General features: G+C 52.7%; 15 protein-coding genes, 1 tRNA gene and 1 rRNA gene. 9 read left to right on the top strand and 8 right to left on the bottom strand.

What is annotated here, in order from left to right; all coding sequences use genetic code 11:
• Window positions 1-65 precede the first annotated feature (65 nt).
• Window positions 66-4,274: an MBL fold metallo-hydrolase gene (locus AABA21_RS20630; protein ID WP_338253340.1), complete on the top strand. Its 4,209-nt coding sequence runs from the start codon at window positions 66-68 to the stop codon at window positions 4,272-4,274.
• Between the two features lie 81 nt (window positions 4,275-4,355).
• On the opposite strand, the gene AABA21_RS20625 is transcribed toward AABA21_RS20630, so the two are convergent.
• Complete coding sequence (locus AABA21_RS20625) at window positions 4,356-5,531, bottom strand: glycosyltransferase family 4 protein (protein WP_338253339.1); 1,176 nt, start codon at window positions 5,529-5,531, stop codon at window positions 4,356-4,358.
• A 415-nt stretch (window positions 5,532-5,946) separates the two neighbouring features.
• Between AABA21_RS20625 and AABA21_RS20620 the strand changes: the two genes are divergently transcribed.
• A complete protein-coding gene (locus AABA21_RS20620) occupies window positions 5,947-6,801 on the top strand; it encodes an LLM class flavin-dependent oxidoreductase (RefSeq protein WP_338253338.1) in 855 nt (284 codons plus the stop codon).
• A gap of 516 nt (window positions 6,802-7,317) precedes the next feature.
• Here AABA21_RS20620 and AABA21_RS20615 read toward each other — a convergent pair.
• Window positions 7,318-8,535 carry a Gmad2 immunoglobulin-like domain-containing protein gene (locus AABA21_RS20615; RefSeq protein ID WP_338253337.1) on the bottom strand — a complete coding sequence of 406 codons (1,218 nt, stop codon included), beginning with the start codon at window positions 8,533-8,535 and terminating at the stop codon, window positions 7,318-7,320.
• A 262-nt stretch (window positions 8,536-8,797) separates the two neighbouring features.
• Here AABA21_RS20615 and AABA21_RS20610 point away from each other — a divergent pair.
• The 4 genes from AABA21_RS20610 (at window position 8,798) to AABA21_RS20595 (ending at window position 11,047) form a co-directional block, all read left to right on the top strand.
• A tRNA-Gln gene (locus tag AABA21_RS20610) sits at window positions 8,798-8,868 on the top strand.
• Between the two features lie 24 nt (window positions 8,869-8,892).
• Window positions 8,893-9,915, top strand: a complete 1,023-nt coding sequence (locus AABA21_RS20605; RefSeq protein ID WP_338253336.1) for a DUF6585 family protein — start codon at window positions 8,893-8,895, stop codon at window positions 9,913-9,915.
• Window positions 9,916-10,196: 281 nt separating this feature from the next.
• Window positions 10,197-10,652: a hypothetical protein gene (locus AABA21_RS20600; protein ID WP_338253335.1), complete on the top strand. Its 456-nt coding sequence runs from the start codon at window positions 10,197-10,199 to the stop codon at window positions 10,650-10,652.
• A gap of 23 nt (window positions 10,653-10,675) precedes the next feature.
• Window positions 10,676-11,047 carry a ribosomal protein L7/L12 gene (locus tag AABA21_RS20595; RefSeq protein WP_338253334.1) on the top strand — a complete coding sequence of 124 codons (372 nt, stop codon included), beginning with the start codon at window positions 10,676-10,678 and terminating at the stop codon, window positions 11,045-11,047.
• 96 nt (window positions 11,048-11,143) lie between these two features.
• Here AABA21_RS20595 and AABA21_RS20590 read toward each other — a convergent pair whose 3' ends face one another.
• Both AABA21_RS20590 and AABA21_RS20585 read right to left on the bottom strand, forming a co-directional pair.
• Window positions 11,144-12,211: a M42 family metallopeptidase gene (locus tag AABA21_RS20590; RefSeq protein ID WP_338253333.1), complete on the bottom strand. Its 1,068-nt coding sequence runs from the start codon at window positions 12,209-12,211 to the stop codon at window positions 11,144-11,146.
• Between the two features lie 151 nt (window positions 12,212-12,362).
• Entirely contained in the window at window positions 12,363-13,709 is a 1,347-nt protein-coding gene (locus tag AABA21_RS20585) for an NYN domain-containing protein (protein WP_338253332.1), read from the bottom strand.
• A gap of 204 nt (window positions 13,710-13,913) precedes the next feature.
• Here AABA21_RS20585 and AABA21_RS20580 point away from each other — a divergent pair, with 204 nt between their 5' ends.
• Window positions 13,914-14,252, top strand: a complete 339-nt coding sequence (locus AABA21_RS20580) for a winged helix-turn-helix transcriptional regulator (protein WP_338253331.1) — start codon at window positions 13,914-13,916, stop codon at window positions 14,250-14,252.
• 114 nt (window positions 14,253-14,366) lie between these two features.
• On the opposite strand, the gene AABA21_RS20575 is transcribed toward AABA21_RS20580, so the two are convergent.
• Window positions 14,367-14,657, bottom strand: a complete 291-nt coding sequence (locus tag AABA21_RS20575) for a hypothetical protein (RefSeq protein WP_126595299.1) — start codon at window positions 14,655-14,657, stop codon at window positions 14,367-14,369.
• A 629-nt stretch (window positions 14,658-15,286) separates the two neighbouring features.
• Between AABA21_RS20575 and AABA21_RS20570 the strand changes: the two genes are divergently transcribed.
• Window positions 15,287-18,247, top strand: a 23S ribosomal RNA gene (locus tag AABA21_RS20570).
• A gap of 258 nt (window positions 18,248-18,505) precedes the next feature.
• On the opposite strand, the gene queG is transcribed toward AABA21_RS20570, so the two are convergent.
• Genes queG through AABA21_RS20555 form a run of 3 tightly spaced genes read right to left on the bottom strand, consistent with a single transcriptional unit; the run spans window position 18,506 to window position 21,764 of the window.
• Window positions 18,506-19,750 carry a tRNA epoxyqueuosine(34) reductase QueG gene (queG, locus tag AABA21_RS20565; RefSeq protein WP_338253329.1) on the bottom strand — a complete coding sequence of 415 codons (1,245 nt, stop codon included), beginning with the start codon at window positions 19,748-19,750 and terminating at the stop codon, window positions 18,506-18,508.
• A 32-nt stretch (window positions 19,751-19,782) separates the two neighbouring features.
• Window positions 19,783-20,691 (bottom strand): ABC transporter permease, encoded by a 909-nt coding sequence (locus tag AABA21_RS20560; protein ID WP_338253328.1) that lies wholly within the window; start codon window positions 20,689-20,691, stop codon window positions 19,783-19,785.
• Window positions 20,688-21,764, bottom strand: a complete 1,077-nt coding sequence (locus AABA21_RS20555; RefSeq protein WP_338253327.1) for an ABC transporter ATP-binding protein — start codon at window positions 21,762-21,764, stop codon at window positions 20,688-20,690. The genes AABA21_RS20560 and AABA21_RS20555 overlap by 4 nt, the downstream gene beginning before the upstream one ends.
• Window positions 21,765-22,309: 545 nt before the next feature.
• On the opposite strand from AABA21_RS20555, the gene AABA21_RS20550 reads away from it, so the two are divergent.
• Window positions 22,310-24,118: an FAD-dependent oxidoreductase gene (locus AABA21_RS20550; RefSeq protein WP_338253326.1), complete on the top strand. Its 1,809-nt coding sequence runs from the start codon at window positions 22,310-22,312 to the stop codon at window positions 24,116-24,118.
• Window positions 24,119-24,242 lie beyond the last annotated feature (124 nt).

Below are 24,242 nucleotides of genomic sequence, written 5' to 3'. Positions count from 1 at the left end.
GGATACTTAGGCTGATGATGTAATGCATATGCGTTGCATCATCATCATGTGACGAAGGATTGTCTATGCATGTACTATTTATTGGTGGCACCAATGAAGTTGGCGCCAGTTGTCTTGCTGTTCAAATCGCCGATCAGTGGATTGTCATTGACGCGGGCGTGCGTGTCGATCGCAGTGCCGATCCTCTCCCCGATTTTGCATTGTTGGAGGACAAAGAGGTCCGTGCAATCTTTGTTACGCATGCCCATGCCGATCATATCGGGGCGTTGCCGCTGCTACACCAGGCGTATCCGGATGCTCCTATTTTTGCTTCACGTGCGACGGGTCTGCTGATGGAGGTGATGCTGGCGGATGCGCAGCGTATTATGCAGCGCCGAGCCGTTGATGAGATGGAGCTCCCTCTTTACCCCAGCGACCTGGTTGAACGTATGCTTAATCAGGTGCGCCCTCTGCCGGTTGGAGAGGCTGTTACGATTCCAGAACTGCCTGAAGTGACCGTCATCGCCAGTTCGGCAGGCCATATCGCTGGCGCGGTCAGCTTTGGTTTCGTAGCTCCTGACGGCTCTCTGGTGGTCTCCGGTGATATTAGTGTGACCGAGCAGCGCACCGTTTGCGGGGCCCAGCCGCCGCCGATTGAGAAGCCTGATCTCCTCGTGCTGGAGGCTACGTATGGCGCGCGGCTGCACGCCAATCGGCAGGCGGAAGAGCAGCGCCTGGCGCAGGCGGTCGCCGAAGGCATTGAGCGTGGCGGTCATGTGTTGATTCCTTGTTTCGGTCTGGGAAGGGGACAGGAGGTACTGCTGCTGCTTGTGGATGCGCAGCAGAAAGGCTTGATCCCAGAATTTCCAATCTATGTGGATGGCCTGGTGCGCCGTGTCTGTTCAACCTATCATCTCTTGCCGGAAGCGCTGACCCCGCGTCTGACGCGTCAGATCAGTAAGGGCTATTATCCTTTTGCCGGACGGCGCATTACCTATGTCAAGGATGAGCACGACCGGGAACATATTCTGGCCGGTGAGCCGGCCTGCATCGTTACCAGCTCTGGCATGCTGACGGGTGGACCCAGCGTCTGGTACGCCTCGCGCCTGATCTCTGATCCCCAGGCCTCGATTTTAATTACCAGCTATCAGGATGAGGAATCGCCGGGCCGGCGTTTATTGGATGTGGCGGATCGGCGGCAGGACCATCTCGATCTGGATGGCGTCAGTACCCTGATACAGTGCCATGTGGGCAAATATAGCCTGTCGGCCCATGCCGATGCTGGTGAACTGGCCAGCTACGCGGCCTCTCTGCAGCCATTATATGTAGCCCTGGTCCATGGGGATGAAGAGGCTCGGCTGGCGTTGCGTGCCCGCCTGCCCGACGCGGAGGTATTGTTACCAGATAACGCGGCAGAGTTTACCATTTCTGCTGGCCGGGTTGTGCACCCTGTGGCGCAGAATCAGGCGGTCGCCCTATCACATCTCGCCGTTGGCATCGGCAAAGGACGCCTTTTTGAACGAGCCCATGTGGAGCAGCTCTGGCAGGTTGTTTCTCAGATTCCCATCCTGCGTATCGTAACCGCGCGCGAACTGGCCCTGATATGGGAAGGTCAGGCGCATGAAGAGACCATTACTCGTATTCTGGATGTGCTCAAGCAAGATCCGCGCTATCGCTATTTTATGCCGCACCGGGCGCTTGAAGAGGCGTTTTATGTGCGTGGCAAAAGCACCTCTTCAGAGCTCTTTAGTGATTTGATCGGCCAGGTGCTCTTTGTGCAGGTCGCCTTTGGGGGCAGTCCCATGCCCGCTTTATGCCGGGGCCTCCTGCCGACTGCTTCCGTGCGCGTGCAGTTCGCCCCTGGCGTATCCGACCGCATTCGCTATGCCTACTCCACGATCCTGGATGTGCTAGGCGCGCTACCCGAACACATCGAAGAGCGCCAGGTCTCATCTTATCTCACCGAACTGAGCCGCCAGGCGCGCGTATTGCGCCGCTCACTTTCCGCCCACAAACTGGCTCTGGCCTGCCAGGAGCATACCAGCTATACGCTGAGCGAGCTCTGTGAGCTGATCGGTGTCTCCTCTACGGAACTGGCCGATCGTCTGGCGGTTGCCGACCTGGCGCAGCGTAGCTCTTCACTCTTTTATGTACAGCAGATGCCACAATTCGAAGAGGGTCAGACCATCTATACCCTGGCTCCCAACTGGCAGGAGGCGCTGAAGAAAGATGATGCCGAGCCTTCAGCCTCCCAGCTTGATCGCCGCCTGGTGTTGCAGATTCTGGAGCAGCATATCGGTAATCCCCCTGACCTGTATCGCAGACGCTTTGATCCTGATACAGGAGACCTTACGCTCTCCTTCCACTTCCCCGACATCGCCAAAAAGAAATATCAGCAGGCTTTGTCCGAAGCGGCTGAGGAGGCGGATATAAACATTCTTGTATCGCCATATGCCCATCAAGATGCGCTCAGCGAGGTCGCTCAGCAGGTGCTGCCGGAAGGATTGTGCATTCAGAGCCATCCTTCGGTCTATCAGGAGAGCAAACATATCCATTTTGAAGTCAGCGGACAGACGACGCCGCAGGCGCTGAAGGAGGCGCAGGTCCACTATCGCGATCTGACCGGCTGGCATATTACGTTTACCGGCGCGACCATTGGTGCGACCGCCCTTCCTCAGACGCTGCCCGAGCTGGTTGCGGAGCCAGTCGACGGCGTGCCGGTATCGCCTGAAGAGGCACTCCAATTCGCCACGCAACGCCTCAGTTCTTTACCGGGTTTTGTACGTATCTATGCCGAGGACTCCTGTTTAATCGTTTCGTTTTTGTTTCCCGATGTCGCGCGTGGCCGCCATGCCTCGTTATGGCAAGAGATCGCCGATGCTACCGGCTGGCACGTCAAGATCATCCCCATCGCCGCCCGTGACGCCCTGATCGAGGTCGCCCGGCGCTCTCTGTCCGATGGATTGGTCTGCGTTGGAATGCCAGAGGTCTTGCCGGCACAGAAAACGGTGCGTCTCATCTATGATGGCTACGATTCGCAAGAGGACATTAGCGATGCGCGCACCGAATTTCAGGTTACAACTGGATGGATGCTCTCGCTGCTGCATACCTCATCCCTGTCTGGTACGACGAATGGCTCCCATCTGCATAACCGGACGCTGGTGACGCGTCCCACCGATAAACCGTATCGCATGGAGGACGCACTCCATTACGCGCAAGAGCTCTTGAAGCCGTTGCCCGGTTATTTGCGCGTAAAAGTAGAGATGGATAGCCACACCTTGATTCCTCGCTTTGCCTTCCCTGATATCGCCAGGGAGCGCTATGCTGAACATCTGGCCTCGATTTCAGGGGTAACCGGCTGGAATGTACGCTTGCATATGATTATCTATCCACCGGCGCTGAAAGAGGTTTTGACCCGCAGCCTGCCTGAAGGGCTCTCCTGTGTTGATACGCCATCGATCTATCAAGAAAAGCGCAAGGTCGGTATTGTATGCGTCGGACAGGTTGCGCCGGAACTGGTGGAGGAGGCGCGGCGGCGTTTCATGGAGGAGACCGGGTGGGAGCTTGAGTTGCGTGGTTCTTCCGTTGAGACGCTGGCGGAAGAGTGCGTACCAGAACATGTCCCTATGCTGGTGCGCGGGGACGCCATGGTTCGCGTCATTGAAACCTTTGGGGCCGCGTCTGACTTCTATCAGTTAGGGGTAGATGACAGGCGTACCACCCTGTGGCTGCATTTCTTCTTTCCTGAACTGGCCCGAAGCCGTTATGCCGCGCAACTTGAGCACCTGTCTCAGGAGACAGGTTGGAAAATTGAAGTTGATAAGGATGTCCACCAGAAAGCCCTGGTTGAAGCTGTTATCCGCTTATTGCCCGCGCATGTGGCCATCATCGGCAAGAAATCCATCCTGCACGAGCAATTAACGCTGCGGCTGACCTGTACGGGTATCCTGGAGCCAGAACAGCTACGGCATATTCAGCAATGCTTCACGCAGGAGACTGGTTGGAGCCTCGTACTGGACTTTTCTGGTCAGCAGGCATTTTATGTGTCCGCCAATAGCAACGAGCAAAAAGCTCCGGGCGAAGCCACTGCCAGAGAGCCTCTTCACGAGCGGGATGCCCAGGTTATCGTACAGACAAAGCTGGGAGCATATGGGAATGTCCGGCGTTTGCTGGTAGATGCCATTCGCCATATTCTCATGGTCCACCTGCAGTTTACCAATGGACAGCGGCACGTCGATGCCACGCTGCTGGAGGAATTGGAAAAAGAGACTGGCTGGCATATCCAACTGACATGATGATCCGCATCTAACGAAGAAGGCCTCGCAGTGGGAGAGAACCGCGAGGCCGATATATATACTGATCCACGAGCGCCATTGCTACGCGGAGAGCATATCTGAGGTAGCCGCTCCGACCAGGGGCTGCGTGTTAGCAGGGGTTGTGACCCCTCCACCGCCTCCTGGGGAGGTGATGACATTGCGATAAATGGTCAAATATTTTTCGGCCATCACGCGGGCTGAGAAGTAGCGCTCGACATGCGCTTGCACCTGTCTACGATCAATGTCAGAGATGTAATTCATGTAGTGTGCCATCTCCGCAGCGTCGTGCGCCAGAAATCCTGTCCGCCCGTGATCAACGATTTCTGTGGCCGCCCCGGCTGCGAACGAGATGATGGGGCAACCCATGGCCATCGCTTTGATCATTTCAACGCCAAATGGCTCTTCCCATTGCAGTGGAGCCAGCAGCGCCCTGGCCTGGCGTAAGAGCTCGATATTGTTGCGATACATTGCCGGTCCGATGTAGAGGATATCCTGCCCATTGATATATGGCTCCACCAGGTGTCGATAGTAATCCATCGCATCGCGATTGTGGGACTCTTTGATGCCCGCCAGGATCAACGGCTGCCGCGCACGCCTGGCGGCCTCGATGGCCAGGTGGGCGCCGGCTTCATATGTGAAGCGCCCTTGCCAGATAAAGTAATCGCCGATGGGTTGGGCACTGATCTCGCATTCCTCAACATGGATACCATGATGTACCACGCCCGCGAAGTGCGCCTGTGGCGCGAGCCGAGCTACCTGCTTGCGCGCGCTTTCGCTCGTGGCAACCAGAGGCACATGTTGCGCCCACTCCATAAAATAGCCATCCGCATCCCCTGTCCAGTTATCTACGGTACGATCGAATGGAAAGTAGCCATGCAGGGTCATCACATGCGGCGTCGGCATCAGCGCCGCCAGCGGAAAAATATACATATCGCTGCTGGAGGCGAGGTGGGTATGCACGATATCAAAATCGTGCTCAGCAATATATTCAAGCGATTTATGCAGGTGGTAATATGCCTTCAGCGTCGCTTGCCAGGGCACACCTTCAGTAATCAACGATTTTGGAATAAAAGAAACCTGTTTAGCCGATGTGTGGGCATCTGCAGGAGCAAACAGAGTCACTTCATGTCCAAGAGCCACTAGCTCCTCAACGAGATGGTAAATAACATATTCAGTGGTACCATAGCTTTTCGGTGGTATTGCGATCCAGGGTGGTGCTACCTGTGCAATTCTCATGCGTGCCTCACTCTTTCTATTGACCGGTTCATTCTGTGCCATTGCTAAGATATGCCTGCATGAAGCGTATCACCATGAACCTCAAAGCGCCCCCGTGTAGACGCCTCCTCATAACTCTTCTCTCCTTGCCGGCACAAAAGATGTGATTTAAGCAGCCACTGCACTAGCAATGAGAAGATATTTTGCGCTCTTGTCTATATATAGACTGCAAAATTGTATGGATATTAATAAGATTTTCGGTTTTTATATGGGTGCATGGAGTGCGCATCCGCGCACTCCATGCACCCATATAAAAACCGATGCGGCCGCGTAGCGGGGGCGCTTACGTGCCCCACGATGACGAACGTAAAGCACCTTTTTATAACGAGCTTGACTATAACGTATAATAAAGAGCAAGCTTGAGAGGAGAAAATGCATGAAATTTGGACTTGCGATCCCTAATTGTCATGGAGATTTTGCAGATATTCACCTGGTAGCGGAAGTGGCGTATGAAGCTGAACAGGCTGGCTGGGATGGCTTTTTCGTCTGGGATCACATCGGTGATAAGTGGGGTGATGAGGTACTTGATCCCTGGGTGATGCTGGCCGCGATGGCGATGCGTACCCGGCGCGTTCGGCTCGGTACGATGGTGACTCCTGTAACGAGGCGCCGCCCCTGGAAACTGGCTCGTGAAGTAGCCACGCTGGATCAACTCTCCACTGGGCGCATGATTCTGGGCGTTGGAAGCGGTGGTGGTATTGAATACGTTAATTACCACGAGCCTGGAGAAACACAAACGCATGGTGCGCGCATGGATGAAGCGCTTGAACTGCTCTCACTGCTCTGGAGCGGCGAGCGCATCTCTTATGAGGGACAATATTATCAGATCGAAAATGTTCGTCATCTGCCGCGCCCGATTCAGCAGCCGCGCATCCCGATCTGGGTTGGTGGTGTCTGGCCCAATAAAAAGCCGATGCGCCGGGCGGCGAATTGGGACGGCGTATGTCCGATCGGCAAGGGGGTGAGCATGACGGAGCAGATGACTCCGGAACAGGCACATGCCTGCTTTGACTATGTTCGTTCTCAACAGACTTCCGGTCAGGCTTCCGCCGATTATGCATGTGTCCAATGGGGCATCATGGATGGAAAGGATCGTGGGCATGATGCCGCTCTGGCCTCTGTCTATGAGGAGGCAGGCGCGAACTGGTGGATAGAAAATCTCAGCTGGGAGCGGGGAACCCTGCAGGAATTGCGTCCATTTATCCGTCAGGGCCCTCCCGTTCGTGCCTGATGAGGCAGGATGACAAGGAGATTATCAATCACCTACATATATTCATCTACTCATCTCGGTTTATAATCGAACGTATTAAAAAAAGATAAAAAAAACTGGCAAAAGCCTTAAAGGTGTAGGCGTCAACCACTTCATGTGCTATAAAGAGGGTAAGAAAATAAAGCATCAGGAGAAACCCTGATGTACCAACCATGATGCTTAGCTCGCTCAGGTGGTATCATCTCTTTGTTTTGAGATGATTAAGGGAGACAAGGGTCTGCGCCCTTGATCTCCCCTTTTTTTGTGCTACAAGCGGGATGTGAGCGTCCCCGCACGCGCGTCCGCTGCGCGGCCGCTCTGGTTTTATATATTGGTGCATGGGGACGCGAATGCGTCCCCATGCACCAATATATAAAACCGGGGAAGCTAGCATCTCATTCTATGGGGCGCATCCGCGTCCCTATGCACTAATATATAAAACCGGGGAAGCTAGCATCTCATTCTATGGGGCGCATCCGCGCCCCATAGAATGAGATGCTAGCTTAAGATTTCTTTGGCCATGGCCAATCCATTTACACTGCCATCGGCGTTGCTGTAAGAGAATATCACCACGACCCCTTCCTCGCTTCCATTCTTGAAGGTGCGCGTATAGTTTACATGAGACGAGAAAGCGGTCATGCCATTGCCCTGCTGACCACGGGCATTGGCGTTACCCAGCATATTATACTGACTATCGAAAATCGAAATCTTGCCAATCACCCCTTCAAAAGCCGTTCCTTTACCTGACACGGTAACGGGACTCTGAATGCGGCTCTGCTGCTCTGGGGAAGTAATGGATAGCTGCGGACTATCTACCCTGGTCACGATCCAGATGCCACCATTGGCGTTATTCTCCAGCCGGCTCATGTTAATGGTGACAGAGTCTCTTCCGGCCGGAGCGGTCTTTTCGACTTTAACGATAGCATTGACGTCGTTTTTTCCACCACCGCTGACCGTTGTCGTCTGTATGCTATTTTGCCAGTTGAAGAGTTTGCTCTGCGCCACAAATTTACTGGCCACTACCTCCGCGTTCAACTGCCAGGCTTCCTGTCCCTGATTCACCTTTTGCTGATCCGCTTCCGCCTGGTAGCGCGTGGTGCTGGGGAAGAAGCCTGGAAACGTCACCGGCACGAGCGTCTGGTTGCTGTCTGACCACTTGAACTCGCGCTGCAGATCATCGGTGATTGAAGACGGGGGCTGATTCAGATTTTGTGGGGATTTTTGATTGGCCTCACTGGTTAACAGGGTATTGTACGCGCTAATCCTGGCCTCACCATTATACAGGTTGGTGAGTTGAAAAATCCCATCGGGTTTGGGATTGGTGATATTGTTGTAGACATGCACATCGAGCATATGTCCGGCACCCGCATAGCGTACTGTGACCAATGCCTGCAGGTCGACCTTCCCCATCAAATTGGCGCAGGTGACAGTTTCGACCTGGTTGACATTCGCCTGTGTAGGTATTTTTGCGTTCCAATAAGACGGTTGACTGACGGCCGACGGGCAGGACTGGGTGCCCAGTTTTATAGAGGGTATTGGCGTAGCCGTGGCCGTAGCGGGCATCGCGGTTGGCGTTGTAGGTTTTTTCGTGGTTGTGTTCGCATCAGAATTTCCATTGCCCAGTGAACAGGCTGCCAGCATAAACAAGGCCAGCAGACATACGGTGGCATTCATGCATAATGATTGTAATGATTGGCGCTGTATGCACGTACCCATATTTTTGCTCCTGATTTCGGTATTGTATTTGTTGCACCACCATGCCATGAATACAGTATATTTACCAGTGCTACAAGCGAGTGTCAACACAAGAAGAAAAGTAGAATATGATGACGATCTATTTATATAAACTCAGGATAAACATATATTTATCTGAGAGCCTTGCATACTTTGGGAGGCGTAAACTGATCAGTCTGAATTTGCCTGAGATGTGTATTGACAACCAGTAAAGAAAGAGCTATTATAGTGAAGGTGAGCATATTGGAGTGTCGTCCAATGGTAGGACATCTGACTTTGGATCAGGTAATCGGGGTTCGAATCCCTGCACTCCAGCCTTAATCTAAAGGAACATTGCTCGTGGCAAATCATATCTTACCTCAAGACCATTTACTTGCCAAAAAGTATAAATTAGGTGTTCCTACACGGAAATTTCGTTTTGATTTTCCTCATTCCTTCTCATCCCATAACCTTATCCTGTTTGTTGAGCTCGCCGTTGTCGCGATTTTGGGTTTATTTTGCTTTACCTGTGGTTCTATACTGACCATCTCTGCCACCATTACCTACCATCTTGCTACGGCATGGTTATGGATACTGGCCATGCTGGCCGTTCCTGCTATTGCTGGCTGGATAATGTATCGACTTGGCAATCAGCGTTTATTCGCGCTCAATGTGCTTGGCACCATTGCCAGTCTGCTGCCGGTCTTCCTGGGTAGTTACCTGGTAATGATTCACGCTACGCCGCCTGATCCGGCGGCCTATGTTTTTGGTGGTTTATTCCTTTGCGTCGCGGGATCCATCATAGTTGTCATCGCTCTCTATTTTATGCCCCTCTCCCGTTCCATCATGATCTGTACCGATGGCTGCCTGTTTATGGATAAATTGCAGCGCCGGCGCATTATACGCTGGGAGCAGATTACATCGATACGCTCAAATAAAGGATGCGCGCGGATCGTATGCAGTAATGGGAGTAGCCTGAAATTGCGTAGCAGTTGGGCCAATAGCACAGCGGTCCAGCACATTATTTACGGGAAAGCATTCCGCTACCTGTTTGCGCGTGCCCGCTCGGCCTATTACTCCGGTGAGCCCGTTCTGTTCGGCCGCTTTACCGTAAGCTGGGAAGGTATTGATAACGGCCAGCAGCTTTTTCAGTGGGAGCAGTTGCGCGCCTGCGCATATATCGATTCGGGCATTGCATTGATAAGCATCGATGATACATGTCTGGATGTTAGCTATTTATCGCAGGTTTCAGATGCCAGCGTTTTTGTTGAACTGGTCAAATACATCCTGATCTCGCGTCAGAAGCGAGTTTCCTCAGAATCTAGCAAGTCTCGCCGTCATCTAGAAACCATACCTTCAACTTTTTCACGTCCCATTTCGTAATACGTTATATCGTTTATTTAAACAGATGGCCTCCTGAGAAGTAATTGGATCGAAGCCCTGATATTACGTTGGATTCTCTAAAGAGAATGCTAAATTTCCAATATTCGCACATTCTTTGCGACGCATTTTAAAATACGTGCGCCGGAAAAATTGGTAACACTTGACACGGAAATTGCTAAATGTTATATTTGGATCGGGCCTAATATAACATTTAGTGATAAATATTCGTAGAGATACAGATAAGGATACGCTCGCAGGAACGCTGCGAGGAGGACTATATCATGTTTTGGTTTGACGATCGTTCGGGGTATCCACGCTATCGCCGCAGACGCAGGGGGTTTGGTGGCTTCCCCTGGTGGTTGTTCTTCGCCTTTTTCTGGGTGTTGCCCAATCATTTGTGGAGCCTCATCTTTGCAGGATTTGTGGTTTTTCTGATAATCGCATTTATCAGCCGGATGAGTTCGCGCAGTATGAATCCGCCGCAGACTTACTACAATCCAGGCGCTCCAAATCCGCCTCAGCAGCCATACTACCAGCCGACTCCGCAGCCGCGCGAAACGGCTGAGGCAGAGCAGCCATATTATCAGTCCTATCAGCAGGGTTATCAATATCAGGCACCAGTAAATGATGAGCGTGCACGTTACGCTGAAGAGACGTATGAGCAGGCCCCTGAGCAGGTGCAAGAGGATCCATATCAGCCTAAAGCTGAATATCCACAGCAGATGCCCCCGATGTAATCTATACGATTTGGAGGTCATGTATGCCTGTCTTTGGCGGCTTCAAAAATAGGAGCCAGCAATGGGAGCCTGAAAAGCCCTCCTTTACAAGTTTGCAGGAAGAGATTGCCTGGGACCTTACGTATAAAGGTAAGATCTTCGCCATTAAAACCTATCGGCAACGTGCTGGCGTGGGTCTGAGAGAAGCAAAGCAAGCTGTTGATAACATTGAGAGAGAATTGAAGGGTGCGGCAACACTAAATTCTCAGTATATGGATACAGATAAGCTGCAGTCCCTGGTTCAAGCAGGACAAAAAATTCAGGCCATCAAGTATTATCGCGAAATGACCGGCGTGGGATTGAAAGAAGCCAAAGATGCTGTGGATTGGTTAGAAAGATCATTGCAGTACAGATAGGGCAAGCGACGATCAGATTGAAGAGGAATGAAAAAGGAGGCGGCTCGATAAGTTTCGAGCCGCCTCCTTTTTCATTCCTCTAGTTCTGAAGGCTGTTTAAGGAATGACGTTGGTGTCTTTATCCAGCGCCAGCACAAAGCGTGCCAGCAGTTCGGCGACCTCATCAATATCCTTCAGTGAGGCGATCTCGGAGCCGGTATGCAGGTAACGGCAAGGGATACTCACCAGGGCGGTCGCAACACCGCCACGCACCACCTGGATAACGTCTGTATCTGTAGAGGTACGCGCGGCCTGGGGATCAACCTGCCAGGCAATGCCTGCCTCGTCGGCCGCTTTTACAAGCAGCTGGTAGATGCGTGGATTGATATGACCGCCGATAGAGAGAACGGGACCGCCATGCAGCCTGACATCTCCCAGGTCTTTTTTCGAGGTGCCCGGATGGTCAGAGGTAAAGGTGACGTCAACCGCGACCGCGATCAGTGGATCGACGCTGAATGCCGCCGTCTGTGCACCGCGTGAGCCTACCTCTTCCTGGACCGCCGAGACGAAGAAGACGCCTGCCTTTAAGGCTTCGCGCTTTTCATGCAGGCGGCGCATCGTCTCTACCAGAGCAAAGACGCTGGACTTATCATCCAGGGCACGCGACACGATCGTATCATTCTGCATACGTTCCAGCAGGGCCGCACGCGTTGCTACGCTTCCCAGGGGTACCAGTTCCCTGGCCTCTTCCTGACTGGTGGCGCCGATATCGATCCACAGGTCCGCCAGTTTGGGACTCTTGCCGCGATCCTCGCTGCTCAATGTATGCACCGGAGACCGTCCAATGACGCCCAGGATGGGACCTGAAGGGGTATGTACATGCACACGGTTGCCAGGGAGCGTCGAAGGATCAAATCCCCCAATGGGGGCGAAATAAAGAAAGCCTTGTTCATCGATATAACGAATCAGAAAGCCGAGCTCATCACCATGAGCGGTCAGCATAACGCGAGGTGTCCCCTGGGGATTGAGGGCGGCAATCACATTGCCATGGACATCGGTACGCACCTCATCGGTGTATTGTTTGACTTCTTCACGCACGACCTGTTGTACTGGCTGCTCAAAGCCAGACGGGCTGGGACTGCTGATCAGGCGTTCTAGAAATGAGACGCGTGACTCATCTATCATAAAAACCTCCATAGAAAGTAGAGAATAAACTATAGGCGTAAAACAAAGAACCCGGTACGGGCCTCACTCCTGGTCGGAGGAGGCCCGTACCGGGTTCACGTTCTTTCTTTTGAGCTTTTACAGAATAAACTTAATTAGCTTAACGTAAGTATTAACGCACAAATTGTTTGAGTACTTCATCAACACCGGGATGGGCACGATTCAAGCGCAAATCCTCCGCCCCCGTCGCATCAGCCTGAACGAGCAGAATATTCTGTTGAATACAGTTATTAAGCAGCTCGCGAGCGGATTCACGTGTTAAACGGCCACGGAAACGGTTCTTTGGATTGACTGGATCGCCAATAAAATTAGACACTCCGATGATTGTGCGCCAGGACCAGTTGCGGTCGATATAATCGAGGAACTGTAAGAATTGTGGATCAAGTACATCCATTGGCGGGCTGCCATAAGGTGACTGCTGATATTGAGATCCACTATTATTAAAGTTGACCGCGGGCATAGATCCGGTACTCGCGCCCAGCGCATTGCTGGGTGACATCTGGACAATCGGTAATTGCCCGGTGGTACTGCCTACGCCACCTGGAACAAGAGGCACAAATTGATTCGCACTACTGATTAAATCTCGGCTGACGGTTCCTGGAATACCAACAACAATAACAGTTTTGTTTAAGCGTAACTTTAAGCGGGCACTGATTCGAGTAAAATCTTTATCGCCAGTCATCAACACAAATGTCGAGATGGTGGGACGATCAAAAACAGTTTCAATAATATCCATCAACATATTCAGGTCGACCGTACTCTGCACAACCGTACTCTGTACAATAGTGCTATTGCCAGGATTAACGGCGGGCATATGACCAGTATTGCCGGTATGCTGAACATTATTAGAATATCCTAAAGGACCAGTATTACTTTGCCCAAGTGGACCAGTCGGACTGGATTGACCATAGGAGGCCCCATAGGGTGATTGGCGATAAGGCTCGCGTTGCGGGTCATCTGACGTGGAGTACTGCTCATCGGGAGGCTGTTCCTCGTCGGAGAGCAAATTGTCGTCCAGGTCATGTGGCAAGGACTCTGCTTCAGTGGGCCAACCATTGTTCAGCATTCCTGGTTGAATCGCGGGAAGTGAACCAGAATTACCTGAGATGTTCGAGGGCCACTGCCGGGGATAAGCGCCGGTTCCCTGCTCAGCAACGTAGTTTGAGGAGCCAAGAGAGCCAGTCGGAGTGTTACCAGATGCATAATGAATCGTGCCCATGCGGATACGGTCCCTCTGCTTGGCAGGACAATCGACACGATCGATCATCGCTGCCGTCAGGCTCCCCTTAAACGGCTCGGGTTGCCGAGACCAGTCCGCATAAGCGCGGGCGACCATAACAGTGCCATAGCGGCGAGCCACAGCAATTAGTTCCTGTGGGTCGGGCTCTCGCCGTTGTATATTCAGCATACTGTAACGTATGTTCTCAAAATCGATGAATAAAGCAATATCTTCGGGCACAACCTTCTCCTCTCATAGGGAGAAACCGCGCAGGCCAAGATTTATGATTGTTCAGGTGCTCGGATTACCTAGCAGTGTATCCTCTTAGCTATGAGCATATCATACTTTATGGTTAAAGTCGAGAGGTCTGCGCTTTACTTTGCGTACCTACTATGGTATATTCTGTAGTTGAGAAAGAACAAGAGATACAAAGAGTAACCAGTAATGGAGCTAATAGAGTCTCATCTCATAGATAAATCAATTTGTCCGGTTGCCCGAACGGCTCAGGTCCTGAGCGGTAAATGGACGATACTTATTATTCGTGATTTAGCCACTGGTGTCAAGCGGTTTAATCAGTTAGAACGCTCTCTCCAGGGCATCAGCCCCAAAACACTCTCCGAACGACTGCGCTCTTTAGAAGAAGAGGGAATTATCAGTCGTCAGACATTTGCAGAAGCACCTCCTCGCGTTGAATATTCGCTAACGGAGAAGGGGTATGACCTGGTGCCTGTAATCGATAGTATGCGGGACTACGGGAAAAAGTGGTTGTGTGATGATAAGTAGATATACATGCACTAGATCTTGCTGTAGCTAGTTTACTCCCCCTACCCACGTAATTTAAGTTAGAAGAACCGGAGGTCTGCCCCCGGTTCTTTCTCGTATTTGTTCCCAAACGTATTAAAGTGATGCTCCAACCAGCTCGCGATGATGTTCAGAGAGGAAACGGCTTAACACACCGGAAGTTTGAGTTGTGGTGTGCTCTTCTGCCTCTATATCCGCTCTGCTCACTAATTCATACAGACTGGCGATATCATAACGCATCTGTACCTGTAGTTGGCCGTCACTATTGAAACCCTCTACGAAGAGACCATCCTCTTCTTCATGGATTGCGATGCTCTTGACACCAATCTGGTCAAGAACCTGACCGACTGCATGTAAGATGTTCGCGTAACTGAACGTGGCCGGCATTTCTCCCTCCCTAAATAATTGGAAGAAAAATTTTCAATTGCTTACTTCATAATTTGTCGTTGAGACTACTCTGTCACACTGCAACACACCATATTTTTGATAGGTGGATTGTCAGGTTCATACTACACTCCGACAATTTTAGCATAACAATCTTTAAACGTCAAGTTGCGTTTTCGCTGCCATCCCATTGGCTTAGGCACCTGTTGTAGCCCATGCGCTACGAACTGGCGTATTTGCATCTTCTATCCCCTTATCTCTGACATCAGGAGATTCAGCGCTCTGCATGCGTTAAATGTGAGCCTGACAGGTTCTTGTTTAAAGAGGTAATACAGCTAGTCGTGTATCAGTTGACCAGTACCTTAGCAGGCTCATGTGCACCAATCTGGCACATTGCCAAAAAAAGCTGCAGAAAAGTGTTGACAAAGCCAGCAATGTATGGCATATTATCTGAGCGCCGCACGAGAGCGATGCGAGCCGCATAAAAAGCACACTAACAACTAAAGATTATCATTTCTTCAATTTTGCTGAGCACATCTTGCCAGCCAGAGTTGAAGCAGAGGATCGATTTCTCTCTTCGAGAAGAAGAGTAGAAGTCAAAGCATTCATAGTACATGATGAAGAGACGTAGAGAACAAGCTACACAGAGTACGAGGTGGATGCCTTGGCGCTAAAGACCGAAGAAGGACGCGGAGACCGGCGAAACGTTCGGGGGGAGCTGCATACAAGCGATGAACCCCGAGATTCCGAATGAGGCAACTCCTCCAGAGTGATGTCTGGAGACCGCCTGCTGAACACATAGGCAGTGACGGGGGGCAGTGGGTGAACTGAAACATCTCAGTAACCCGACGAAAAGAAATCAACCGAGATTCCCGTAGTAGTGGCGAGCGAACCGGGAGGAGCCCAAACCGATGAACCTTCGGGTCCATCGGGGTTGTAGGACCGACAACAAGCAACGACGAACTACTCGAACACGTTGGAAAGCGTGGCCAGAGCGGGTGAGAGCCCCGTAGAGGACGGTTTGTTGACGTGGGTCGGTATCCTGAGTACCACGAGACACGTGCAATCTTGTGGGAAGCTGGGGGGACCACCCTCCAAGGCTACACATCTTTAGCGACCGATAGCGAACAAGTACCGTGAGGGAAAGGTGAAAAGCACCCCGAGAGGGGGATGAAAGAGACCCTGAAACCACGTACTCACCAGCAGTCAGAGGCCACTGTTCCATGAGGAACCAAGGGCTAATGGCGTGCCTTTTGTAGAATGATCCGGCGAGTGCATCGTCGTAGCCTGGTTAACCAGCGTTAAAGCTGGGGAGCCATAGGGCAACCGAGTCTGAACAGGGCGAGCGGTTGCGGCGATGCGACCCGAAACCGTGTGAGCTATCCATGAGCAGAGTGAAGCGGATGTGACAGTCCGTCGAGGCTCGCACCCACCAGTGTTGCAAAACTGGGGGATGACTTGTGGATAGGGGAGAAATTCCAATCGAACACGGAGATAGCTGGTTCTCCCCGAAATGTATTGAGGTACAGCTGTATGATGAACTATCCTGGAGGTAGAGCTCTGAATGGGCTAGGGGCCTCGTGCAGGTTACCAAACCCAAGCAAACTGCGAATGCCAGGACAGCATGCATGCAAGTGAGACGGCGGGGGCTAAGCTTCGTCGTCAAAAGGGAAACAGCCCAGACCATCGGCTAAGGTCTCCAAGTATCCGCTGAGTGTAAAAGGGGGTCACAACGCCCAAACAGCCAGGATGTTGGCTTAGAAGCAGCCACCATTTAAAGAGTGCGTAATAGCTCACTGGTCGAGTGTCGTGGCACCGACAACGTATCGAGGCTTAAGCGGATTACCGAAGCCATGGAATCCATCCTAGATGGATTGGTAGGGGAGCGTTCTCAAGCCGAGAAGCCAGACCGCAAGGACTGGTGGAGCGAAGAGAAGTGAGAATGCCGGAATGAGTAGCGTCATGTCTGTGATAACCAGACACACCGAATGCCTGAGGGTTCCTGGGCACCGTCAAACGTCCCAGGGTGAGTCGGGTCCTAAGCCGAGGACGTCATAGTCGTAGGCGATGGAAAGCAGGTCAGAGATTCCTGCACCGGAGATGCTCGTTACGAGCAATGGGGGGACGCGGTAAGGAAGGTGAGCCCATCGATTGGACAGGATGGGTCTGTGCGCTGAAGTGCGAAGCCGAGGCAAATCCCGGTTTCCTGTGCATGACACGTGCAGCGAGCGGACGTTGCGTCCGCGGAAGTCATCGGCCCCTAGGCCGCCAAGAAAAGCCTCTCGCCAGAGCCATCTCCGCCCGTACCGCAAACCGACACTGGTAGGCAGGGGGAACACTCCCCAGGTGATCGAGCGACCCTCTGTTAAGGAACTCGGCAAATTGACCCCGTACCTTCGGAAGAAGGGGTGCCCTAGTAGCGATGCTCCTCGGAGTGGCGTGAGGGGGTTGCAAGAAATTGGCTCAACCGACTGTTTACCAAAAACACAGGTCTCTGCGAACGCGAAAGCGGAAGTATAGGGGCTGACTCCTGCCCAGTGCCGGAAGGTTACGAGGAGCGGTGATCGTAGCTGCGAATCTAAGCCCCGGTGAACGGCGGCCGTAACTATAACGGTCCTAAGGTAGCGAAATTCCTTGTCGGGTAAGTTCCGACCCGCACGAAAGGAGTAACGAGTTGAGCACTGTCTCGACAGAGGACTCGGCGAAATTGAAGTACCCGTGAAGATACGGGTTACCCACGACAGGACAAAAAGACCCCGTGGAGCTTTACTACACCTTGACCTCGAAACGAGGCAGAGCATGCGTAGCATAGGTGGGAGTCGGAGAACCTACCCTTGTGGGGGTGGGGGAGACGCCAATGAAATACCACTCTCGTTGTGTTTTGTTTCTCACACGTCACCGTGAGCCGGGACGTGGACAGGATCAGGCGGGTAGTTTGACTGGGGCGGTCGCCTCCCAAAGGGTAACGGAGGCGCCCAAAGGTTCCCTCAGGGTGGATGGACATCACCCACGAGAGTGTAAAGGCACAAGGGAGCTTGACTGCAAGACGGACAGGTCGAGCAGGGACGAAAGTCGGGCTTAGTGATCCCACATTCCCGAGTGGAAGGAGTGTGGCTCAACGGATAAAAGCTACCCCGGGGATAACAGGCTTATCTTGCCCAAGAGTTCACATCGACGGCAAGGTTTGGCACCTCGATGTCGGCTCGTCGCATCCTGGGGCTGGAGTAGGTCCCAAGGGTTGGGCTGTTCGCCCATGAAAGCGGCACGCGAGCTGGGTTCAGAACGTCGCGAGACAGTTCGGTCTCTATCCGTCGTGGGCGTAGGAGAATTGAGGGGCGTCATCTCCAGTACGAGAGGACCGAGATGGCTCGACCGCTGGTGTGCCAGTTGGCCTGCCCGGGCCAGAGCTGGATAGCTATGTCGAGAAGGGATAAGCGCTGAAAGCATCTAAGCGCGAAGCCGCACCCAAGACGAGTTCTCCCACTCTCTAGAAGAGTCAAGATCCCAGGAAGACGACCTGGTAGATAGACGACACGTGGACACCTGGTAACAGGCGCAGCGAAGTCGCCCTAATGATCGTACGGCTTGTTTCACCAACAGGTATCTTCATCGTGGCACGGAATGCGTGTCTTCTGCTTCAGTCTCTGGCTGACGGATGGCTCGGCAAAATTGAGGAAATGGTAATCTTTCGTAGGTGTCGGGCTTGCCCCAGCTTAACACAGTGTTTCCACCAACGATCTTTATTCAGGTCATTGGTGGTTTTTTGTTTTAAAAAAGGAGGTGGATGATACCGGTGGGCCAGTTGGCCCACCGGTATCATCCACCTCCTTTTTTAAAACGCAGGCTTGAATTTACATAGTTAAGGCGTACTGAATCTCCTTAAGCACCTCTGGATCTTGCTCGGTTTGCCGGGCGTCGTGGAGCGCCTGCCTGGCCGTGGCGCCGCCAATGCTTCCAAGGGCCCAGGCTGCGTGGCCGCGAACCAATGCCTCATCATCATGCAGTGCTTTGGTGAGTGCGGGAATCGCCTGGGGATCTTTGCTGTTGCCCAGCGCCACGCATACGTTGCGCAAGAAGCCGCGCCGCTTGGTACGCTTGATGGGACTGCGGCGAAAGCGTTCCCTGAATTCCTCTTCCGTCAGCGATAGGAGGGGGATCAGTTCAGGCGTGCTGCCAACGGCTGGACGCGTCTGAAATTCGCTACGTGGTTGAAATGCTTTCCTCACTGGCTGGCTGTCCATGGCAGGCTCGCTGGCACGCCTCTGAATTGTTCGTAGGGGAATGACCGGCCTGCCCTGCGTATCACGCAGGCCCAGACGCTTCTCAGCAACCTTGTTGACCGGGCACACCTCCTGGCAGATATCACAGCCAAAGATCAGATTGCCCATCAGGGGCCGCATCTCTATGGGAATACTGCCGCGTAGTTCGATGGTCAGAAACGAGATGCACTTCGTACTGTCCAGCTCATAGGGATTGGGCAGGGCGCCGGTGGGACAGGCGTGCAGGCATATCTCACAGCTTCCGCAGTTGGCTTTGAGTGGCTCGTCGGATGCCAGGGGAAGATTCGTTACGATTTCGGCCAGAAAGACCCACGATCCCCAACCTTTGGTTAGAATATTGGTATTCTTCCCATACCAGCCCAGACCGGCCCGCTGGGCGACGGCACGATCCACCATGCGGCCTGTGTCCACAAACAGGCGCGTCTCTACCTCATTCCCTTCCTGATCCCGCGCGTAGTCTTTGAGCCAGCTGGCGAACTGCTGCAATTTAGGCTTGATGATATCATGGTAGTCATCTCCCCAGGCGTAGCGCGAGATGCTACCATGTGGTTTTGTTTCGTCAGGCGCCTCGGGTTGTTCTGTGAGATAGCACAATGCCAGCGTAATGATAGATTGTGCTTCGGGTAGCAGAGCATCTGGATGGCAGGAGATTTCTGCCCGCTCGGAGGTAAACCACGGCAAGCCATCCATCAAGCCACGCCCGATGCGCTCTTGAATAATCTGTTTGGTCTCGGGGAATGCTGCGGCGCTGGTGATGCGGGCCGCGTCAAAACCCAGGCTGTATGCATATTCCTTAATAGTCTGTGCGTTGAGCATTATCTTTTCTATCTATGGTCACCGGTGTGACCTTAATTGGTAATGTCGCGTGTCTTCAGCGCCCACCAGGTGATGCCGCCGAACAGTGCCAGGTAGACAATGATAACAATACCGGCATGGAGATCATTGATTGCGCCCGCGGCCTCTCCCAGCAGGTAGTCCTGTTGATTCGTGCGCAGGGCCGACAGGTTGTTACCGATAAAATAATCTGGGATGGCGGCGAAAAAGGTTCCAAATGCGTTCTGCATCTGGCTTCCTAAAATGGTAAAGAGACTGCTAATACCACCTTCCAGGAACCACCAGATCAAGACGCCTGTGACGCCCGCCGCCGTTGCTTTTCCCCATGTGGAGAGGCTGATCGCCAGCACACAGTAAGTAAACACGCTTAGCAGGGTCGCCAGAAAGTAGAGCGTTGTATGTAAGAGCCAATTCGCGTTCAAAAAGCTCCAATCAATGCTGCGGCCCGCGGGCAAATTTAATAGCACCCACGTTATTATACCAACAACTATCAATGAGATGAACGCGATACATATGCAGACCAGCATCGTTCCCAGCTTGGCCAGCAAAAATTGTAGGCGTGTTGGTCCACGCGTCAGCATCAGACGAATGCTGCCAACCGAATATTCACCACCGACAATTGTGCCGGCCAGGATGATAAACAGGATCGTACCGATGAAGTTGACAATCGATATCGTGGTGTCGATCATATTGGGGAAAAGACGCGACGAGGTTGAGTTTGTAAAGAGCAGGGCCAGGATGACCGTTATGAGGGCGATGGTGCTCAGAACCTTGGACATGGCGCGCCGACGAATTTTGTATAGCTCACCTGCGATGGAACGGCCCAGGACGCTCATGAAATGCTGATTGCCCATTATGACATGCTCGCTGCGCGCGGGGGCCGGAATGGGTTGATCTATCGCTGTCTCTATCTGATTGTTCATTTCGCCGCTCCTCGTGTGCGATCAGTTGTATGATCGGCAACCTGCTTTTGCTCGTATGGTGCCTCAAGCGTTGTGATCTCGCCAGGTTGATTGGGTTGTGCCGTTGCCTGTAAGTAGACTGCCTCCAGACTCCCTTCACGTGGATGCAATTCGGCCGCGAACAGCTCATGGCGCGCCAGTAAGCGATTGATATCAGCGGACCGGACGGCCGGAGCATCCACTAGCAGCAGCGGTTGGCGCAGGGCATTCTGTTCGATCACGATATGCCCGATCCAGTCAGCTTCATGAACTTTTATTTGCTGTAAGATGCGTAGTGCTTCCAGTGCCTCTTCCGGCTGGCTCATGCGGATCTCGACCTGTTCTTTTTCGCGCAGCAGTTCTTTGACATCACCCTGCTTGACCAGGTTGCCTTTGCGCAAAATGGCCACACGATTGCAGACCTGCTGCACCTCTGACAGAATATGGCTGGATAAGAAAATGGTCTTGCCCAATCCCGCCAGGCGCTGAATAAGCTTGCGGATCTCAATGACGCCGGCGGGATCAAGCCCGTTGGTCGGCTCGTCGAGCATCACCAGTTCCGGATCCGCCAGCAGGGCTGCGGCGATGCCGAGCCGCTGCTTCATGCCCAGCGAATACTTGCGGTAGGCAAGGTGCTGATATTGTTTGAGCTCAACTATATCCAATACCTCTTCATAGCGCCGGCTATTGGCTCTCCCCAGTACCATCCCCGAATTGGCCGCGATGACACGCAAATTATCCAGGCCCGATAGATAGGGATAAAACGTTGGGGTTTCAACGATAGCGCCGATGCGCTGCAAAATAGCTGGTAGCTGATAGGCATTGTCCATGCCAAAAAGCACAGCCCGACCAGCCGTTGGGTGAATGAGTCCAAGTAGCATGCGGATTGTAGTGGTCTTGCCTGATCCGTTGGGACCTAAAAAACCAAACACGTCTCCCCGCATGACCTGCAAATTCAGGTCATTGACCGCGACAAGATTTCCAAACGCCTTTGTTAATCGTTGAGTGCTTATTACTGGCATGCCGTCATATGGGGGGATGCTTATATCGCTCACTGACGACTCCTTCTCTTTTGTGTTCTCTATTTTATGGTATAAACCTGTTGTCTCGCTACTTTTGCCCATCCGGTTTAGCCGCTGCAGAGCCGGGTGGGTAGGCGCCATCTGCCCTTTTATGTGATATCAGGGAAAGAAGACTTTATTTCCTATTCGAATAGTATACGGTTAGTACGCAATGAACTGCCACCCGGAACTGTAAAGGCGGCTCCCAACTTTTTGGCGTGATGGTCTTCTCCTTGAGTGACGTCGCTCCTGCATGCTCTCTTCTTGTTCCGGAGACTGGCCTTATGCTATAATCTGACAAGGAAAATTAGCCTATGAGGATATTCGTATCTCAAAGCGTGCTAGCCGCGCAGCAAAAACGCAATCATGTTGTATCCTACGAGTATTGGTCTAACGTTTATTTGCAATTTTAATAGGGAATAGACCAGACTGTAATAGCGGTTTATGCCGCCAGCGTTGTCTCCCCTGTTCCGGGTGCTAGCATACCTCACTACCTGGTAGAAGAGAGTGCCCGGTGCCCAGGAAAGGACTTGGTTAAAATGATAGATCCCGATAGCGAATTGGAAGCTCGATATCGTTCAGTGACTGTGACACCGGACTGGTATCAGACAAATATTCCTTGTCAGGTGGGGTGTCCGGCTCATACGGATGTTTCTACCTACATTGGTTTGATTTCGCAGGCCCGTTTCGATGAGGCGTATCTGTTGAATCGTAAAGCAAACGTTGTGCCCGGCGTGCTGGGTCGCACGTGTGCGAAGCCATGTGAGCCCGTTTGCCGGCGTAATAAAGTCGATGGTAAGCCGATCGCCATCTGCTGGCTGAAGCGTGCTGCGGCCGATCATCGTGAGTATCGCCATCACGCGGTGTGCCCGCCGGTAACCAAAGACAAAAAGGTTGCCATCGTGGGTGCTGGCTCCGCTGGTATGGCCTGTGCCCGTGATCTGCGCGATATGGGTTATGCGGTCACCATTTATGAGCAGTATCCAACCGCCGGTGGCGTGATGGTTAATGGTATCCCGGTCTGGCGCCTGCCCCGCTATGTGACCACCGAAGAGTGCGATGAATATATGGCGGATATCGGCGTTGAGATTAAGTACAACACGCGCGTCGGTCGCGATGTACAGATCAAAGATCTGCTTGAAGAGTATGATGCTGTATACTTGGCCGCTGGTTGTTATGTTCCAAATGCATTGACCGGCCCCGATAACAAAGTGATTAAAGGCGCCGACCTGCATGGTGTGATCGACGGTATCCGATTGCTGGAAAAGACAAATTATGGTGAGCCGGCCTTTATCGGTAAGAGTGTAGCCGTGCTTGGCTCCGGCTTTACCGCTATGGACTGCAGCCGTACATCGGTCCGCTTTGGCGCTGAGAAGGTCTACATCATGTATCGTCGCTCAAAAGAGGAAGCTGGCTCAGACGAGTACGAGATGGATGAAGCCATGTTCGAGCATGTTGAGTTCAACTATCTCGTGACGCAGCTGGAAGTGATGAGTGAGGATGGCATCCATGTCAGTGGCATGCGTTTTATTCGCAACAAACTGGGTGATCCCGATGCCAGTGGCCGCCGCCGTCCTGTACCTATTCCCGGCACCGAGTTCGAGATCAAAGTCGATACCGTGATCCCGGCCTTCGGTCAGTATAGCGACGTATCCTGGTTGCCAGCCGAGGAACTGGGTCTTGAGGTTAACAGGTGGGGCGTGCCTCTGCTGGACATCGAGACGTGGATGACAAACCATCCTGGCCTCTTTGCCGGCGGTGACTTTACGCAGGGTGCCCGTAACCTGATCTCAGCGATTGGTGATGGCCGTGATGCGGCCGCCGCCATTAACCGCTACCTGGGTGGGGTCGATATGCCGGCGGAAGCCGCTGAAGAGGTTGAACTGCCCGACTATCGCCGTGGTATGGTCGACAACTATGAGTCCATTCCACACCAGATGCTGCCTTCACTCCCGTTGAAAGATCGCTATGCTCACACCCGTGAGACCGAGACCGGCTATACTCCTGAGCAGGCCGTCATTCAGGCGCGCCGCTGTCTGCAGTGTCAGTTGAATATCATGATTGATCCCTCAATCTGTATTCTCTGCTCTGGCTGTGTGGACATCTGCCCTTATGACTGCATTAGCATGGAAGGTCTCTCACGCGTCGTCAAGGGCGATCCCATGCATGAGGATGCCGAAGATTGGCGGGGTGGAGCTGATATGATCATTGATGAAGAAAAATGTATTCGCTGTGGATTGTGTATTGTACGCTGTCCTACCGATGCGATCTCTATGGTGCAGTTCGAGGTCTCTAGCCCCAACGCACGCTGGAGCGTTTCGAAAATACCCGTCATCAATGTCAACTAGTCCAGTAAAAAGACCTTTGTGTTTTTAGGAGTTGGTGCAACATCACCGGAGTCGCATTCGCGACTCCGGTGATGTTGCACCAACTCCTAAAAACAGTCGGCCGCGTATGCGGACGCCCGTGCGG

Source organism: Dictyobacter halimunensis, from assembly GCF_036245075.1.
This window is presented reverse-complemented; position numbering and strand designations above follow the sequence as displayed.

Bases quoted from the DNA above. Each gene is read 5' to 3' on its own strand.
- AABA21_RS20630 (WP_338253340.1), top strand. From the start codon at position 66: ATGCATGTACTATTTATTGGTGGCACCAATGAAGTTGGCGCCAGTTGT.
- AABA21_RS20625 (WP_338253339.1), bottom strand. From the start codon at position 5,531: ATGAGAATTGCACAGGTAGCACCACCCTGGATCGCAATACCACCGAAA.
- AABA21_RS20620 (WP_338253338.1), top strand. From the start codon at position 5,947: ATGAAATTTGGACTTGCGATCCCTAATTGTCATGGAGATTTTGCAGAT.
- AABA21_RS20615 (WP_338253337.1), bottom strand. From the start codon at position 8,535: ATGGGTACGTGCATACAGCGCCAATCATTACAATCATTATGCATGAAT.
- AABA21_RS20600 (WP_338253335.1), top strand. From the start codon at position 10,197: ATGTTTTGGTTTGACGATCGTTCGGGGTATCCACGCTATCGCCGCAGA.
- AABA21_RS20595 (WP_338253334.1), top strand. From the start codon at position 10,676: ATGCCTGTCTTTGGCGGCTTCAAAAATAGGAGCCAGCAATGGGAGCCT.
- AABA21_RS20590 (WP_338253333.1), bottom strand. From the start codon at position 12,211: ATGATAGATGAGTCACGCGTCTCATTTCTAGAACGCCTGATCAGCAGT.
- AABA21_RS20580 (WP_338253331.1), top strand. From the start codon at position 13,914: ATGGAGCTAATAGAGTCTCATCTCATAGATAAATCAATTTGTCCGGTT.
- AABA21_RS20575 (WP_126595299.1), bottom strand. From the start codon at position 14,657: ATGCCGGCCACGTTCAGTTACGCGAACATCTTACATGCAGTCGGTCAG.
- queG (WP_338253329.1), bottom strand. From the start codon at position 19,750: ATGCTCAACGCACAGACTATTAAGGAATATGCATACAGCCTGGGTTTT.
- AABA21_RS20560 (WP_338253328.1), bottom strand. From the start codon at position 20,691: ATGAACAATCAGATAGAGACAGCGATAGATCAACCCATTCCGGCCCCC.
- AABA21_RS20550 (WP_338253326.1), top strand. From the start codon at position 22,310: ATGATAGATCCCGATAGCGAATTGGAAGCTCGATATCGTTCAGTGACT.